Raw genomic sequence first — 17,712 nt, forward strand, 5'->3', positions numbered from 1 at the left:
CGAGGAGGGCGGAGACTCATTATTCACAAACATCGGATGTCGAGGCGGTGAGAGTCGAGTCGGTGCTTGTCAGCCACTCGCGGCCGCCCGACTCGCCCGACCGATCCGCTCGAAGGGTGGACCGGCAACCGCAGGACATCGTCCTCGGTTCTCCCCTGGCCACCCAAGGCCGGGGAGCACGGACGATTCCCTCTCCCACCCTCCGCGACAAAGCCTGTCCCCACCCTCGAGGCAGGTAGTCCCCCACGTCCGAAGAGGCCCCCATGTCCAAACATGAATGGATCAAAAGCAGACTGCTCCGCCGTACGGGATCGGCCGGGTTGATCCTGGCAGCGGCGTTGACGCTGCCCGCGTTCCCCTCCGCCGCCGCCGCGTCGACCGCGACGCTCTACGCCTCTCCGTCCGGCGCCGGCTCGACGTGTTCGGCGTCGTCACCGTGTTCACTGCAGGGTGCACAGGGTGCGGTCCGATCGCTGCTCGCCGCGGACAGCTCCACCGACGTCACCGTACTGCTCAGCAACGGGACGTACCGGCCGTCGACCACCTGGTCCTTCGGCGCCGCAGACTCCGGCTCCGCCGGCCATCCCGTCGTCTGGAAGGCCGCGCCGGGTGCACGACCGGTGATCTCGGGGGCCTCCCAGATCACCGGGTGGACGCAGGTCGGCTCCAGCGAGGTGTGGTCCGCCTCCGTTCCGGCCGGAAGCAACAGTCGACAGCTCTACATCGACGGTCAGCAGACCCCCGTGGCCACGGCCTCCCCCGCGGACCTGGGCTTCACGGGCTCCTGGCAGGGATCCTCATCGGGTTACACGATCTCCGGCGACACTACGGCCATGACCTGGTTCGGCGGCCTCACCGCGAGCCAGGTCGCGGCCGTGGAGTTCGACTACCCGGCCGGCAACGGACCGTGGACCGAGTCGCGGTGCCGAGTCGCAGGCTTCTCGGCGGCGAGCGGAACACTGACGATGAGTCAGCCGTGCTGGGGCAACGTGACGGCGAGGGCGCCCTTCGCCCAAGGCAGCGGCGGTCTACCGTCCATGCCCACCAGCACGATGCCCACGCTCATCCAGAACGCGCAGGGCCTGCTTCACTCCGGGCAGTGGTTCCTGGACACGGCCGGCAACAAGCTGTATTACCAGCCGAAGGCCGGACAGCAGGTCGCCGGCCTGGACGTCGAGCTCCCGCGTCTCGAATCGCTGCTCCAGGGCGCCGGTACCCTCGCCGCCCCGTTGCACGACGTGACCTTCAGCGGGCTGCAGTTCTCCTACGCGACCTGGAACGCCCCCTCCGCAGCAGCCGGATTCGCCGATGTACAGAGCAATCTGCGCATCACCGGCAGCAACAACCAGGGGCTGTGCACCTTCTCCACTCCCGCCGGAACCTGCCCCTTCGGGGCGCTGACCCAGCCGCTGGCGAACGTCTCGTTCACCGCGTCGAAGAACATCAGCATCACAGGAAACCGGTTCGCCGAACTCGGCGGCGCCGGACTGAGCGTGATGTACGGGTCGGCCAACCTCCTCATCCAGGGGAACGAGTTCACCGACATCGCCTCGACGGCGATCCTCCTCGGCTGCACCTACGACCCGACCCCGACCGACCCGTCCCACGCAGCCGGGATCAAGCAGAACTGCACCCCGAACGCGGGCGCCGTGAGCGGCGACACGATCGGCACCAACGAGATCCTCACCGGCACCACCGTCTCGGACAACGTCATCCACCACATCGGCACCGACTACTCCTCGGCCTGCGGCATCACCCTCCTGTTCTCCCAGAACACCACCATCACCCGCAACAACCTCTACGACCTGCCCTACACCGGCATCACGGCCGGCGTCATCCAGGGACACGTCGACCAGGCAAGCACCCCGAACAACACGACGAACATCAATTCCTCGAACACCATCAGCAACAACATCATCCACGACTACATGTCGGTGCGGCACGACGGCGGCGCCGTGTACGTCGAGGGCCACCAGGCGCAGTACGTGTACCAGGCCGACGGGACCACGATCGACAAGGTCAAGACCCTGGCCAAGGGCCTGCAGGTCACCGGCAACATCGCCTACAACTCCCCCGCGGTCAACTTCACCTACTACGACGACGCCGGCTCGGAGTGGATCAACTGGCAAGGCAACGTCGCCTTCGGCGCCGGCCAGTGGGCGCAGGGAGGATGCAGCCCGACGGGCCACTTCTGGATCACGGGCAACTACTTCTCCGCCCCCTACCAGCGCTACGCCGACTGCAACAACGCGATCGACTCCAACGCCGGCGGCAACACGACCATCCCCGCCGCACCCGCGCCGTCCGACCTCCCCAGCACCGTACTGAGCGGCGCCGGCGCCGGATCCGGGTCCTTCTCGCCGATCCTCACCGTCGCCCCCAGCATCTCCTACGTGTCGTCGACCGCGAACGCCACACAGGTCCTCGTCGCCGGGGAAGGCTTCACCTCCACCACGCCGGTGTACGTCGGCTCCACCCTGGTCAGCAACGTGACCCGGCTGTCCAGCGGCTTCATGATCGTGCCGGTCACAGCCGGCACCGATGCGGCTTCGATCTCCCTCGGGGTCGACGACACCAACGCTGCGATCACCTACAACAACTTCGCCTACTCCGGCAACCGCGGATACGGCGACTACCAGAACGACATCCACTACGCGACCGCCAACGGATCGACCGCCTCCTTCACCTTCACCGGCACCCAGATCCAGGTCCGCGGCGAACAGTTCACCGATCAGGGGAACATCGGCATCAGCATCGACGGCGGACCGCAGCAGACCGTCAGCACGCTGCCCACCGACGGTCTCCGGCACGCGAACGTCCCCCTGTACACCTCCGGCCTCCTCACCCCGGGCAGCCACACCATCGTGGTGACCAAGCTCTCCGGCCAGTACGCCACCCTCGACGGCTTCCGCATCCTCAACGCGACCCGGGTCGACGACACCAACACCGGAATCACTTACAGCAACTTCGCCTACGCGGGCAACCGCACGTTCGGCGACTACCAGAACGACATCCACTACGCGACCGCCAACGGATCGACCGCCTCCTTCACCTTCACCGGCACCCAGATCCAGGTCCGCGGCGAACAGTTCACCGATCAGGGGAACATCGGCATCAGCGTCGACGGCGGACCGCAGCAGACCGTCAGCACGCTGCCCACCGACGGTCTCCGGCACGCGAACGTCCCCCTGTACACCTCCGGCCTCCTCACCCCGGGCAGCCACACCATCGTGGTGACCAAGCTCTCCGGCCAGTACGCCACCCTCGACGGCTTCAGCATCTACGGCAGCTGAGCCGGCCGGTCTCCCCACGACAGCCCACCTGGAACGGGCGGCGGGCCCGCTCGTGCGGGAAGCACCCGCGCCAGCAGGGCCGCCCGGCGGATTCGACCGCCATGCGCACCGACTGGTCGGCCTCACCAGGAGGCAAGCCCGTTCACCATGCCGAAGAAGGCGGGGACCACCCGATCCGGTTCACGTCTTCGATGCCCCCTACCCCCCCGCGACGCTGGACCGTCCCCCGTCGCGCATGAATGGAATGGAGATGCAAGCTGTGCGCAGAACGATGCCTGCCGTAGTGGCGGCGGTACTCACCGCCGCCGCGTGCCTGACAGTGGTGGCGCCCACCGCCCAGGGCGCCGACGCCCCACCGCAAACCATCCCGCGGCTCACCTCCTGGACGCCGGGCACCGGCTCCATGACGATCGCCGCGACCTCGAGGATCGTGGTCGACAGCACCACAGCCGGCCAATCGACCCTCGGTCAGACCCAACTCGGTTTGACCCAGCAGACAGTGGACCAAATGGCAGCCGGGCTCGCCACCGACCTCGCCACCGTCACCGGCCAGCCCCACGCCGTGACCCACAGCCAGGCACAGCCCGGCGACATCGTCCTGAGCCTGGCCTCCACCTCCGGTGCCGGCGCGGAGGGCTACCGGCTCGCGATCGGCGCCACGGCCCAGATCACCGCCAACACCAGTGCAGGGGTGTACTACGGCGGCCGGACTCTGCTCCAGATTCTGCGTCAGGACCCGTCCCACGCCGCCCTGCCGGTCGGCTCGACGACGGACACCCCGGCGAAGCCGATGCGCGTGGTCATGCTCGACATGGGCCGCAAGTACTGGCAGCCCAGCTACGTCAAGGATTTGATCCGCCAGATGGGCTGGGTCAAGAGCAACGTCCTTGTCATGCACTTCGACGACGCCGAGGGCTTCAGGCTGAACAGCCCCGCGTTCCCCGGTCTGGCGGATCCGGCTTCCAGCTATACGCAGGCTCAGATCCAGGAGTTCCAGCAGGTCGCGGCTGAGAACAATGTCACGATCATGCCCGGGTTCGAGTTCCCGGGGCACGCCTCGGCGGTCGCGGACTACTTCCACGTCGGCTTCGGCGACGGTCCCAACGCGGACGGATCCGGCGCGACCTCGGCCAACTCCTGCGGCCAGCAGTACACGTACGGCTGGGTGACGCCCTCGTTCACCATGAACTTGACCAACCCCCGCAGTCTGCAGGTCTCCAAGCAGCTCCTGGACACCTTCCTGCCCTGGTTCAACGGCCCGTACGTTCAGCTCGGCGGTGACGAAGTGCCGGGCGGCCTCGCCGGCTGTCCCGCCGTGCAGTCCTACCTCACCGCCAACTCCGCGACCTACTCCACTCTCGGCGACCTGCTCTCCGGCTTCATCAACAACGTCAATGACCACGTGAAGACCACGAAGCCCGGCAGCCGCAGTGTCATCTTCAACGGCTTCGAGGCCATGAATCACCCGAAGCAGAGCGTCAACACGGACGTCATCGTGATGCAGTGGGACAGCGACGGGGCGACCAGCGCCGCCCTGGCGGGGTACGACACCATCGAGGCCGACCAGCACAACCTCTACCTCACCCCGAACAACTACCACAGGCTGTACCCGAACCAGTCCTGGATCTATCAGCAGTGGGCACCGAGCACGAGTGCGAAGTCGCTCGGCGGTGCGCTCTCGCTGTGGGACGACTACAACATGTGGGCCCAGGACCAGTTCTACGAGGACCTCGCCCGCACTCCCCGCGCCATGGTCGCCGACCGCATGTGGAACACCTCCCTCCCCACCGACACCGTGCCGGCGTTCCAGAGCCGCCTGAGCGCCATCGGCAACGCCCCGGGCATCATCGGGTTCCCGCCCCCCACTCGCGCGGGCAACGGTAAGCCGATCCACCTCTACCCGATGGACCCGGCCCCTTACCCCTCCGGCTGGCACGACGCCGCACCGCCCCCCAACGTGCGCCCGTTCCTGGACACCGTGGGAGGCCTGCACGGCTCCTCCTACATCCTGAGCTCGCCCTCGTTCGTGAGTGACGGCGCCGGCGGCAAGGCCGCCCACTTCAGCGGATCAGGCGACGGCATCGGTCTGGGCGGCGTGGACATCGCCGAGCCCTGGACGTACTCCGTCTGGGTGCGCCCCACGGGTACGCAGTCGGACGCCGCACTGCTGTCGTCCACGGCGGGGGCGATCAAACTCCAGCAGTTCGGCACGCAGGCGAAGGTCGGCCTCACCCGCTTCGGGGTCGGGGACTACTCGTTCAACTACACCGCGCCGCTCAACCAGTGGGTGCAGCTCACCTTCGTCGCGACGCCCGGCACCACCACGCTCTACGCCAACGGGCAGCAGGTCGGCCAGCTGGCCGTCTCCATCCCGCTCCCGATGCAGGCGGTCGGCGAGAGCAACAGAACCACGCTCGTCGGCGACCTCGACACCATGGCGATCTACGACCAGGCCCTGACCGCGGCCCAGGTCACCGCCCAGTACCTGGCCCCCGTCCAGGTCCCGCTGACCGCGTACGTCAACAACGACGGCATCTCCCCTGCCGGGGCCCACGACGGGAACTTCGACGGCTCCGGCTACACCTACCCCGCCGACGCCCTGCCGCAGCCCGGCCTCACCACCGTGGCAGGCACCCCGTTCCTCTTCCCCGACACCGCGGCCGGCCGCAACAACAACGTCGTCGCCCTCGGACAGACCATCACCACGGCGCAACGCCGCTACTCCAACGCCCGACTGCTGGTCGCCTCCAGCTACGGGGCGACCTCGGGTACGGTGACCTTCACCTACACCGACGGAACCACCGGTACCGCGCCCCTCAGCGCGGCCGACTGGTACGCGGCGAACGGCCAACTCACCGCTCCGAAGCGCTACACGCCCACCGGCGGAACGGACAACAGCAGCGTGTCGATGTACACCGTCTCCCTCACCCCCGACCCGCAGAGGGCCCTGGCCTCGATCAAGCTGCCCACCACGGCCCAGGCCGCACCGTCCACCCCGTCGATGCACGCCTTCGCCCTCACCCTGACGCCGGCACCGTGACCGAGCCGGGCACAGCGTGATCAAAGAGCGGGGTGCCGGTCACGGCACCCCGCTCGTCCGCGCGCCGGGTCTGTACGGTCTTCGACCCTGACCGCCACCAGCACTGAGAGATGCGCTTTCGTCTGCTCCACGGACATGGTGGAGTCGATCAACTCCCGGCTTCGGAAGGCGACCCGCAACCGTGGTCACTTCCCGTCGGAGCAGGCCGGAAAGCACGTCCATCCACGTGGTGGCACCTTCGCCCTCGGCTCCCACCCACAGGCCCAGGACGTCCTTGCGGCCGTCCATGTCCACGCCGACGGCCACGTAGACCGGCTTCGACGTGACCGACCCGGAGCCGATCTTCACGCCTGCACGCGGATCTGCCAGGACTTCGGCCACCGTCTGACGGGCGATCACGAGCCGCTCCCGCATGGCCTCCGCCTCCTGCAACTCGGTCTGCAGAACCTCCACCCGCTGCCGGGCAGCACGCTCGCGCTCCTCCAGCAACCCCATCACCGATGGCATCCGGCACCTCCGCGAAGAGACGACACCACACCCCCGTCTCTGCCACCAAGACATCGACACCATGCCTGACCAGCGGAAACGTGCCCGTCACTCTCGGAAGACAACGCTTCTCACCCAGGGCATCCAGGAGCAGCCGGCCGTCCTGCGCGTCGCAGGCATGGCGGACCACCACCGACAGCACCCTGCGGGCCACCGGCTCCGGCAACGCCGGCGTCCCGCCGGGCCCCGGCCCCACCGCCCCGACCGGCCCCCTGGCCGCAGCCGCGCCGCGGGGCCGGTCGGGGCGACTCAGTGCCGGCGTAGCCCTTGCGGCCGGTCATGCGGTCAAGTCCGGTCGGCGGGACCGCGGAGCAGCCGATGCGGCGTCCGTCCTTCAGTTCCACGACCAGACTGCTCTCCAGGGCGAAGCCGGCTACCGCCTCCCACGGCAGGACGTGGGTGCGCAGCAGGTTCCGGACGGTCAGCGTGTCGGCGGTCGCCACCACCCGCATCGTGAGGACCCTGATACCCCCGGCGAGCATCGCGGTGTACAGGGCGATGCGCCAGGTGGAGTCCCGGTCGGGGAATCGGGCGATGACCGACCGGTCGGACACCGCCAAAACGATGCCGATCACCGCGAGCACGACACCGGCGAGGCGGTAGTGGGGGTTCCTGTAGACGTTCATGGCCCCTCGGTCGGTGTGGTCGCGCCGGTGCGCGGGCAAGCGGCCCGGCCGTCGTCGCAGCAAGCCGGCGACGCGGTCGGCTCAGGAGCGGAGGCCGTGGTCCGTCACGCTGTGGCGGCCCTTCATGCTCCCGGCCCGCGCCGCCCGGCGCAGCAGGATCCGGCCCACGACGTCGGCGAGCAGGCCCGTGACCGCGATCGCGAACATGGCTCCGGTGATGATGTGGCGGGCGAGGGAGCCGGGGGTGAAGGCCAGGAGGCCGGTCCCGACGGTCAGGAACACCGCCCAGGTGGTCGAGTCCGTCCAGCGGCCGGACCGCTTGCGGTTGAACATGCCACGCCCCCTTACCGGTCGGTCGCGGTGCGCGCCCGGCCGGACTCTGTCCCCCGCCCGGGTACGGCGGTGGGTACGGGGCCGGTACTGGCCGCGGCTCGCCGGCGGGCGGTCTGGGAGGATCGGCAGGTGGTGCGCGCCGCACACCATTGCCCGAGGCGCGCACCGCCTTCACGTCAGCGGCTGGCCGGCGGGCGAAATGGGCCTGTCGACCACCAGCATCACCGGAGCGGGACGCACCGCCAGGGCACGGCGCAGCACCCTCCGTAAGCGTGGGGCGGTGTCGTGGTCGAGGTCGCCGGCGACTTCGACGACCGGTCCGGCGAGGCTGTCCCGGACGGTGGCGGCGAACCGGCCCGGGGCACTTCGGTCATCGCTTGCTCACTCGGAGGTGTCGGGGCCGGGCCTGTGCCGGGCCTGAGGGCACCGGCCGGTGAAGTCTGCCGGTGACCCGCGGCGTGGTGCCGGGCCGGTTCGGCGAGGTCCTCGCATCCAGGAGGCTGGGCTGTAGACGCAGGAGGTGGGTCTCGGGGTGGTGGGTCTCCTGGTGTTGGCTCTCGTTCAGGGCGAGAAGGGCGTCGTACCGGCCGGCCTGATACGGCAACCGGGTCGCGTGCCGAGGGCCGCGTAGGGCGCGCGCCCGGGTCCATGTACGGGGCCGGGCGCCGCGGTCCGCGCACCGGAGCCGGCCGTCCTTGGGAAGGGCGGCCGGCCCTGGTCCGAACGGAGGTCAGAGGTCCAGCACCTGGTCCGGGAAGATCAGGTCCGGGTCCCCGCCTATGGTCCGGATGTTCTCCGCGTACAGGCTCCGCACGTCCTTGCCGAACTTGACCGCGATCTCGCTCAGGGTGTCGCCGCTCTTGACGGTGTAGGTACCGATGGGGGCGCCGTTCCTCGGGGAGTTGACCGGGGCTGACGGGGTCGGCGTCCGCCCCGATCGCGTGGTGCCGGTGGAGCTCGGGTCGGATATCGGGGCAGGGGCGGGCTTGGGGGGCGCCGACTTCGGCTGCGTTTTCGGGGCCTGGGCCTTGGGCGCGGCCGGCTTGGCCGTGGTGGCGGTGTCGGCCTGGGCCGGCGCGCCGCCCCTGGCCAGACCGGCCTTCCTGGAGCAGACCGGCCAGGCGCCGGGGCCCTGCGAGGCGAGCACCTTCTCTGCGACAGCGATCTGCTGTGCCCTGCCGGCCTGGTTCGCCTGCGGTGCGTATGCGGTGCCGCCGTACGCCCGCCAGGTGCCGGCGGTGAACTGCAGACCGCCGTAGAAGCCGTTGCCGGTGTTGATCGACCAGTTGCCGCCGCTCTCGCACTGGGCAACGGCGTCCCAGGTCGAGGTGGAGGCGGCCGAGGCCGGGGGGGCCGCGACGAGTCCGGCCACCGGCAGCGCGGCGACGGCAGCGCCGGCCACAACGGCTACGCAGACTCGGTTGCGCTTGGTGGTGGCCTTGGTGGAGGTGGTGGCAGCGGTGGTCTCGTGACCGACGGTCATGAACATCCTCTCGACAAGCCCCAGGCAGGCATGCGGAACCAGGCCCCGGCGGGGCCCAGGTTTCGCTCACCTCACTCGACGGGCGGCGGGCACGTGTCCGACGTGCCGTGCCGCCCCGGTATCCCCGCTTACCGCCGGCCCGCCCTTCGAGCTTGGCCGGTCTACGGGCACGGCCCTCGCACCGGGGATCGGCTGCGGGCCGTGCATCGGGGTGAATCCGGGTGGTGCTCGTTGCACCGCCCATGAAGCTACGGGCGGTTGCGGTCGGTAATCAAGTAATTCCCTGACAGTGCAGGTCAGTTGGGTTTTACCAGAGGTAAGGATCAAGAAATCGGGCGGGAAATGTCAGCTTTTGACGGGGTTTGCGTGATCGAAAGGGCCGCCAATGCGCCCCCGATCACGCCAATGCCCCGGCAAAGCCGCCGGCGAGCTCTGCCCGGAGCGATCGCCATGTGACGATCCGTCACCATGTCCTGCGGAGTTCCCGCTTCCGCCGACCGCCTTGGTGGCACCAGTCACAGCCGTCACCCATAACGCCCGGAGCAGTTGCACAGCGTAGTATCCCGCCGGCCCGTACCCGGCGCAGCAGGTCAATCGCCGCGCCTACGCCGAGAGGCGCACGCCCATCAAACACCCCTACGAACGCCGGGAACTGCTGCCACATCAGCGAGGCCACGCACACCCTGGCCACGAACGCCACACCGCCGCCGCACCACCCGGGCCGCCCCCTCCCGTCCCCGGAGGGGCGAGGTGCAGTCCCGTCGTCGGGTCGATCATCGTCAGACCCGTGAACCGCAGGAACGTCCCCGCGGCGCCTCGTCCCGAGCCCCCACGGGACCCCGCCCCGATGCTCCGTCAGCCGCATTGTCGGCCCGCCGGGTACGCCCGCCGGTACCTCCGAGGGAGTCGGCCGCCGCGGCCCCAGCAGTCCGCGCACTGCGACCACCGCAGGCAAGGGGGCCGCGACCGCCCGCGTTCACGGCCCTCACCCGGCGGGCGCCTCCGACGGTCGCGCCCCCGGCACCGTTCTCCTGCGCCGCGTGCAGGATGTCGACGAAGGCGACCGCGCACGCCGCGCTCACCGCCGCGCACCACCCCCTCCTCCACCGCCAGGACCCCGACCGCGCCTCGCCCAGCAGCGCGGCCATTCCAAGGCCCGCGTCGCCACCCGCCACAGCTGCCCCACCAGGGCCCCACCTCGAACGTCATGCCGGCGACCGTGCCCCGTAAGGACGACACCACCGAACTCACCAACCCCGGTGCCCGCCGATACGAACCCACCAGCGGCCAGCGGGACCCTGTCCTCGCCCTGGTGCACCGCCGCTCTTGGTCTACCGAGCGGGCGAAGGGCGGGCCGTCATCGCCGGAATCTCCGGCAGCCCCGGCGGCCGCATCGACTCCGCACCACGCTCCCGGGCCGCACCACCGCCAGGCAGCCCACAGAGTGATCATCCCGAACCCGACCAACACCCCACAGCGAAATGAGCAGCAGAGTCCGCACGCGTCGCCGGGCCGGGCCTCGATTCCGGGGCTCGGCCCGGCGACGCGTGCGGATCAGCAGGTACCGAGGTCCTGCCAGACGCCCCACTGACCGGTGGTGCCGGGCTCCTCACCGAGCGTCCACCACTTGGCGCTCCACTGGTGGCCCTTCCACGAGACGGTGTTGCCACCGATGTAGACCTGTGTGCCGCCCCAGGAGGCGGTGGAGCACGCCGGGGCGGTGCCGGTCACGGTGAGCGTGTAGGTCGCGGAGGACGTGGCCGAGGTGCCGGTCAGCGTGCCCTTGACCGTCAGCGTGTAGGTGCCGGGGACGACCGTGGACACGGTCGACACCGACAGGGCGGCGCTGAAGCTCCCGTTGACCGAGGACGGGCTGACCGAGGCGGCGACCCCCACAGGAACGCCGCTGACCGTCATCGCGATGGACGTGTTCGAGCCGTTGTTGATGATGGCCGTGCTCACGGTCGCGGTGGTCGACGAGCCGGCGGTCACCGTGCCCGAAGACGGGCTGACCTGCACCTGGATGGCGGGCACCTGGACACTCGACGCGGAGGGCGACGGGGAGGAGGCGGTGGCGGCTTGGAGGATGGCCGCCGTCGGGTACTTGTCACCCGACTGCGAAGCGAGCCTGGACGGGCTGTCGTCGGCCTGGGCCTCGACGTACGGGGCGGAGACCTGGGCGGGCAGTGGGGTGCCCGCCGCGTGGACGGTGCCGGTGAGCGCCACGCCGGCGATGGCGGCGGCGGTGACGGCTCCGGCGAGCAGGGCTCGGAGTGGTGCGCGAACGGGTCCGGTCATGGACCGCGCTCCCTTCGAAAGTGGGGACTTCGGCGACTTGAAGCACTCTGGCCTGGACCAATACTGGTGGTCTGGACCACCCGACTGTCAAGAGTCCTTACCAGGCTCTTGGGCTCAGCGGTTCCGCCCGCATGAGCCACAGCAGCTCCAGAGTTCCTGCGGGCCGCGTTCCGCGTCGACCGGAACACCCGCCAGGTCACCCGCCCCGAAGGCCGCACCAGCACCGGCTGGTACCCCGTCACCCAGCACCGTCACGACCCCATCGTGATCGCCTTCGCCGGCACCGACTGCCGTCCCTGCCGTTCACGCGAACGCTGCACCACCGCGGCCCGCGGCACCCGCATGCTCACCCTGCGGCCCCGCGAGGTCCACGAGGTCCACGGGGTCCACGGGGTCCACGGGGTCCACGAACATGTCGCCGCCGCGCACTCCTTGAGCACCATGGTCAACGCCTTCGTCACCGACGACGCGGACAAGGTCCCGGCCGAGGTGCCGTGGTTCGCCCGCAAGCACGACCTGGCGAGCACCGTACGGCAACTCGTCCACGGCCAGCCGTTCAGCCAGGTGCACCAGCCGGCCGCGCAGCAGGATGGTGCCGTGGCCCGCCGGAGCGGGACGAGGGAGGGTTGGCAGGTTCGCGCATTCGGCGTGTTGTGGACCGGATAACGGGCGAGCGGATGCGGCCTGCGATCGAAGCCTCGCAACGTGCCGACCGCGGTGGCTTCTGCGGTCGACCCTGCCCCGGTGGGCCGACCGCAGGTCTGTCGCCTTCGTCGCTGCACCGTGCGAAGAACGCGGCAGTTCCCGCCGCCGGGTCCGTCCCACAACGGTCCCGGCGGCGGGAGTACTGGGGGTGGAGCGGTTTGTGGTCAGCCGATGGCGATGTCGTCGAGCAGGAAGACGGTCGACAGGTAGGCGTCCTCGGTGCCGGCGAACTCCAGCTTCACCTTCTGGCCCTTGTAGGCGGACAGGTCGACCGTCTTCTGGACGTATCCGGAGGAGGCGTTGGCGTTGGAGTAGGTGGCCAGTGTGGTGCCGTTGACCTTGACCTTGAGGGTGTCGTAGGCGGTGGTGCCGGACTCCTGCGTGCTGACCTGCAGCCAGAGGGTGAGCTTGGGGTTGCCGGTGGAGGGCACCGCGATGTTCGACTGGGACAGGGACTCGACGGCGGAGGTGCCGTAGCCCATCATCCAGGCGTACCAGGAGCCACCGTGCGCGGCCTGCAGTGTGGAGTTGGTGATGTCGTCGTCGCTCTGGGTCCAGCCGGTGGTGCCCTGCTCGAAGGCGCCGTTGGTCAGCGCGTTGCCGGTCGAGGTGGGGGTGGAGGTCGGGCTCGAGGTGGGGGTCGGGCTAGAGGTGGGGGTGGAGGTGGGGGTGGAGGTGGGGGTGGGGCTCGGGGTCGGGCTGCTGGTGCCCGGGGCGGGCAGGGCGGTGCCGACGCTGACGGCGGCCCAGGCCTTGGAGACGAGGTACCGCTCCTGGGAGTTGGTGCCGTAGAGGTCGGCGGCGGCCTGGAGGGTGGCGGTGCGGGCGCCGGAGTAGTTGGTGGTGGAGGTCATGTAGGTGGTCAGCGCCCGGTACCAGACAGCGGCGGCCTTGTCCCTGCCGATGCCGCTGAAGGTGTCGCTGTTGCAGGTGGTGCCGTTGTGGGAGAGTCCGCCGATGGTCTTCGCGCCGGTGCCCTCGGCCGCCAGGTAGAAGAAGTGGTTGCCGATGCCGGAGGAGTAGTGGACGTCCACCGACCCGGCGCCGGAGGTCCAGCAGCCCAGGCTGTTGCCGTCGGCGGTGGGGTTGTCCATGCGGCGCATGTAGCCGCCGGACATGTTGAGCTTCTCGCCGATGTAGTAGTCGCCGGGGTCGCCGGCGTTGTTGGCGTAGAACTCGACCATGGTGCCGAAGATGTCGGAGTTGGCCTCGTTGAGGCCGCCGGACTCGCCGGAGTAGTTGAGGTTGGCGGTGGCGGCGGTGACCCCGTGGCTCATCTCGTGGCCGGCCACGTCGAGTGCGGTGACGGGGGTGTTGCTGTTCTGCGAGGAGCCGTCGCCGAAGAACATGCAGAAGCAGTCGTCGTCGTAGAAGGCGTTCAGCAGGCCGGTGTCGACGTGGACGTAAGCGGGGGCACCCTTGCCGTCGTTGCGTATGCCGGAGCGGTTGAAGGCGTCCTTGTAGAAGTCCCAAGTCTTCGCCAGGCCGTAGGAGGCGTCCACGGCGGCACTCTCGCGACTCGAGGTGGTGCCGCTGCCCCAGGTGTTGGTGGTCCTGGAGAAGGCACGGGCGTTCTGCTTCGGGGTCGACTGCGAGCTGTTGTACGAGTCGTAGACGATGGTGGAGCCGTGCGCGGCGTCGGTGAGGGTGTAGCCGCTTCCGGACTGGGTGGTCTCGATCGAGACCTGGCCGGCGGTGACGCCGTTGCCCGTGCCCGTGACGCTCTGGTGCAGCTCGTACTGGTCGAGCGGCACGCCGCTGCCCGCGTCCACGATCACCGCCTCCCGCGACGCGGGGCCGCCCTCGCCCGCGCCGGTGACGGTCGATCGATAGGCGAGCACGGGCACCTTGCCGACCGCGTACACCACCAGGGTGCTGCCGTCCCGGCTGTCGGTCTTGGCGTTCTTGACGTGCTTGGCGTGCTTGACGGCTGCGGCCGAGGCGTCGGCCGCGGTCAGCTTCGGCGTGATGCCGGCCACCTTGAGCGAGCCTTGGTGCGCCTGGTCCGAGCCGGTGATCCTGCCGTCCTTGCCGTAGTGGACGACCAGGTCGCCACCGATGACGGGCAGGGCGTGGTAAGTGCGGTCGTAGCGCACGTGCCGGGCGCCGTCGGTATCGACCAGGACGTCCTTGGCCGTCAGGCGCTCGTCGGGGCCGAAGCCGAGGGACTTGGCGACGGCGTCGGCCTCGCGGTCGGCGGTGCGTATCGCCTCGGCGCGCGAGTCGGCGGTCATCGCCTTGGACCCGGCGCCGGGTCGGGTGGAGGGACTGCTGGCCGCAGCCGTGGACTGGGTGGCCACGACGGTCAGTGTGCCCAGGGCGAGGGCGGCCGCGACGGCGGCCGCGAGGGCGTTCTTGCGAGGCATGACATTCCTTCCGCCGAGCCGGGTTGGGGGAGAGGACCGCAGGACGCCGTCTGGGGGGTGGGGGGCGTTCGGCAGCAGTTGGCTCAGCTGTGGCCATGAGGCTAGGGAAGGCGGGGGACGGCCGAAATCAGGGAAAACCCTTGTCCTGGCGCAGGGGGCCCCGAGGGCGCACGATGGCCCGATGCGAGACTCCGCAACATGGTTGAGCGAAATTCAGGGAGCAGCCGGCGCCGTGGTGCCGGTGGTGCCGGACGACGTGCCCGGCACCCGCCGCGTGGTGCTGTTCGGTCCGCCCGGAATCGGCAAGACCACCACGGCCGGGGTGCTGGGGCGGCGGCTGGGTCTGCCCGTGCTGCGGCTGGCCCCGGGCCCGCAGGACGCCCGCATCTCCTGGACCGGCCTGCTCGAACTCGCGCTGGCCCTCCAACCGCTGCCCGCCGCGGGGGAACTCGCAGCGGCCCTCGACGAGGCCGCCGGCCGGCCCGGCCCCCCGGACGGCGCCGGCCCCGCGCTGCGACTGCGCCGACTGACCACAGCCCTCCTGCGGGAGGCCCCGCCCCTGACGCTGGTGGTGGACAACGCCCAGTGGCTGGACGCGGCCAGCGCGGCCGTCCTGCGCTGGGCCCTGCGCCTGGTCCCGGACCTGCCGGTCATCGTCGCCGAGCGCACCTGGCGCCCCGGGGCCGAAGGCCACTGGAGCGGCGAGGACGCGCACGTGGTGCGCGTACCGTCACTGGCGCACCATCAGATCGCGGCGCTGCTCGCGCTGTACCGGCCGACCGCACGTGAGGTCACCCGGATCCATGCGTGCAGCGGCGGGAATCCGGCCCTGGCCCTGGCACTCGCCGACGACCGCGGTCGCACCGCCGACGGGCCGACCGCTCAGGGTCCCGAGGACGACCCGGTCCTTCCCCCGGCGGCCCGCCGACTGGTGGGCGAGTGGCTGAGCACCGTGTCGGGGGAAGTCCAGGAACTGCTGACCTTCGCCGCACTCGACGACCGGCCCGACCGCAGGCTCCTCGGCCGCCTCGCCGGCCCGGCCGCCGAGCACCTCCTGACCGAGGCCGAGGCCGCCGGACTCATCGACACGGACCAGCCCGACGGGACGGTCCGGTTCACCGCCTCCGCCATCGGCGCCGAACTCACCGCCCGCCTGCCGGACACCGCCCGCAGGCTCCTGCACGCACGCCTGGCCGAAGCCAGCCACGACGGCCTGCGCCGCGACCGGCACACCGCGCTGGCCTCCGACGCCGACGACCCGCGCATCGCCCAGCACGCCGCCCGCGCCGCCGTGAGCGCCCGGCGGCGCGGCGAGCACGCGCTCGCCGCCGAACTCTCCCTCTTCGCCGCCCAGCGCACCCCGCCCCAGGACACCGCCCTGCTCACCGAACGGGCGCTGACCGCGGCCCGCGACGCCGCACACTACGGCGACCTGGCCCGCGGCCGCACCGCTGCCCGCCTCGTCCTGCAGCACGACAGCAGCCCCGCCCAACGCGTCGACACCCTCATCGCCCTCATCGACGCGAGCGGACAGCACCTGGACGACGCGGACCACCTGTTCGCCGACGCCCTCCACACGGCAGCCGGACACCCGGACCTCACCGCGCAGATCCTCATCCGCCGGTCCCTCTGGGCCAACGTCAACGAAGGTGACCCCCAACGGGCATGCGACCTCGCCGAACAGGCCGCCACCCTCTCCGAGGCCGCGGGCGACACTGCCACCACCGCCATGGCGCTGACCCTGCAGGCCCGCTTCCAACGCATCCTCGGCCACCCCGGAACCGGGACCACGCTCGCCCGCGCCCTGTTCCTGCCACGCAATCCGCTCACCCCCGTCAACGGCACACCCCAGCACCTCGCCGCCCGCCACACCCTCTTCGACGACCGCCCCGACCAGGCCCGCACCCTGCTGCTGCCTCTGCTCGTCGAAGCCGAACGGACAGCGGACGCCGAAGCGACCGTGGACATCCTGCGCAGCCTTGCCGAAGCCGAGCTGCGCGCCGGACGCTGCACCAGGGCCCTCGACCACGCCCACCGCGCCCAGATCCTGACCGACCGCACCTCCCTGTCACCCGCCCCGGCCTGCTACACCTCCGCCCTCGTCGAAGGCGCCGCCCGGAACACCGACACCGCCCTCGCCCACGCACGCCGCGGCATCGACACCGCCCGGCACGAGGACAACAAGGTCTTCCTCTCCCGCAACCTCTTCGCCCTCGGACACCTCCTCATGACCACCGGGCACCCCAAGGAAGCCCTGGACGCCCTGGAGGAAGTGCGCGCCCTGGAGGAGCGGCAGCAGGTCCGCGACCCGTCCCTCCTGCGCTGGCACCCCGAACTCGCCGAAACCCTCACCGCCCACGGCCGCCTCGACGAGGCCCAGGACCTGCTGGACGACACCCGCCGCACCGCCACCGAACTCGGCAGAACCTCCGTCCTGCCCGGACTCGACCGCGCCCAGGCCCTCCTGGAAGCCGCCCGCGGCGACTACGACACCGCCGCCCACCGCCTCGGCGAAGCGGCTGACCACCTCCACCACCTCCCCCTCGACCGCGGCCGGACCCTGCTGGCGCTCAGCCACACCGAACGCCGCGCTCGACGCCGCGCCAGTGCCCGCACCGCCGCCCAGAGCGCCGCCGACCTCTTCACCACCCACCAGGCACACCCCTGGGCCGAAGCCGCCGCGCGCACCCTGCGCCGGCTGGACACCCTCCCCGCAGACAACAGAGCCCGCCCCCACCTCACCGGCGCCGAACAGCGCTGCGCCGAACTCGCCGCCGCCGGCGCGAGCAACCGCGACATCGCCGCCGCCCTCACCGTCAGCGTCAAGACGGTTGAAGCGACCCTCACCCGCGTCTACCGGAAACTCGGACTGCACTCACGCGTCCAACTCCCACACACCGTCACCCCCGCCCGTGAATGACCGGCCGCCACGTTCCCCTACGAACCGGTGCGACCGGCACGACGAACGGCTCCCGCTCGCGATCTACCGGCACGCCGGCGGCGACCTGATGATGGCGGCCCC

General features: G+C 70.5%; 9 protein-coding genes and 1 pseudogene. 4 read left to right on the forward strand and 6 right to left on the reverse strand.

Features of this window, described 5'->3' with window-relative positions; all coding sequences use genetic code 11:
• The first annotated feature begins 263 nt into the window (after window positions 1-263).
• On the forward strand, window positions 264-3,293 hold the full coding sequence (locus tag J2S46_RS00925) for a hypothetical protein (protein WP_307348216.1): 3,030 nt from the start codon (window positions 264-266) through the stop codon (window positions 3,291-3,293).
• Window positions 3,294-3,564: 271 nt separating this feature from the next.
• Window positions 3,565-6,333, forward strand: a complete 2,769-nt coding sequence (locus tag J2S46_RS00930; RefSeq protein ID WP_268255739.1) for a family 20 glycosylhydrolase — start codon at window positions 3,565-3,567, stop codon at window positions 6,331-6,333.
• Between the two features lie 177 nt (window positions 6,334-6,510).
• Here J2S46_RS00930 and J2S46_RS00935 read toward each other — a convergent pair.
• From J2S46_RS00935 to J2S46_RS00955, 5 genes and pseudogenes are all read right to left on the reverse strand, one after another.
• Window positions 6,511-6,903, reverse strand: a pseudogene (locus J2S46_RS00935) (transposase); the annotation flags it as partial.
• 47 nt (window positions 6,904-6,950) lie between these two features.
• Window positions 6,951-7,505: a PH domain-containing protein gene (locus J2S46_RS00940; protein ID WP_191294147.1), complete on the reverse strand. Its 555-nt coding sequence runs from the start codon at window positions 7,503-7,505 to the stop codon at window positions 6,951-6,953.
• 81 nt (window positions 7,506-7,586) lie between these two features.
• Window positions 7,587-7,838, reverse strand: a complete 252-nt coding sequence (locus tag J2S46_RS00945; protein ID WP_191294146.1) for a hypothetical protein — start codon at window positions 7,836-7,838, stop codon at window positions 7,587-7,589.
• A 730-nt stretch (window positions 7,839-8,568) separates the two neighbouring features.
• Complete coding sequence (locus J2S46_RS00950; protein WP_191294145.1) at window positions 8,569-9,321, reverse strand: LysM peptidoglycan-binding domain-containing protein; 753 nt, start codon at window positions 9,319-9,321, stop codon at window positions 8,569-8,571.
• A 1,554-nt stretch (window positions 9,322-10,875) separates the two neighbouring features.
• Window positions 10,876-11,619: a hypothetical protein gene (locus J2S46_RS00955; RefSeq protein ID WP_191294144.1), complete on the reverse strand. Its 744-nt coding sequence runs from the start codon at window positions 11,617-11,619 to the stop codon at window positions 10,876-10,878.
• A gap of 156 nt (window positions 11,620-11,775) precedes the next feature.
• On the opposite strand from J2S46_RS00955, the gene J2S46_RS00960 reads away from it, so the two are divergent.
• Entirely contained in the window at window positions 11,776-12,285 is a 510-nt protein-coding gene (locus tag J2S46_RS00960) for a transposase (RefSeq protein WP_191294165.1), read from the forward strand.
• Window positions 12,286-12,488: 203 nt separating this feature from the next.
• On the opposite strand, the gene J2S46_RS00965 is transcribed toward J2S46_RS00960, so the two are convergent.
• Window positions 12,489-14,690 carry a M4 family metallopeptidase gene (locus tag J2S46_RS00965; RefSeq protein ID WP_191294143.1) on the reverse strand — a complete coding sequence of 734 codons (2,202 nt, stop codon included), beginning with the start codon at window positions 14,688-14,690 and terminating at the stop codon, window positions 12,489-12,491.
• Window positions 14,691-14,892: 202 nt separating this feature from the next.
• Here J2S46_RS00965 and J2S46_RS00970 point away from each other — a divergent pair, with 202 nt between their 5' ends.
• Window positions 14,893-17,610, forward strand: a complete 2,718-nt coding sequence (locus J2S46_RS00970; RefSeq protein WP_229913348.1) for a helix-turn-helix transcriptional regulator — start codon at window positions 14,893-14,895, stop codon at window positions 17,608-17,610.
• The last annotated feature ends 102 nt before the right edge of the window (window positions 17,611-17,712 follow it).

The organism is Kitasatospora herbaricolor (assembly GCF_030813695.1).
GTDB lineage: Bacteria > Actinomycetota > Actinomycetes > Streptomycetales > Streptomycetaceae > Kitasatospora > Kitasatospora herbaricolor.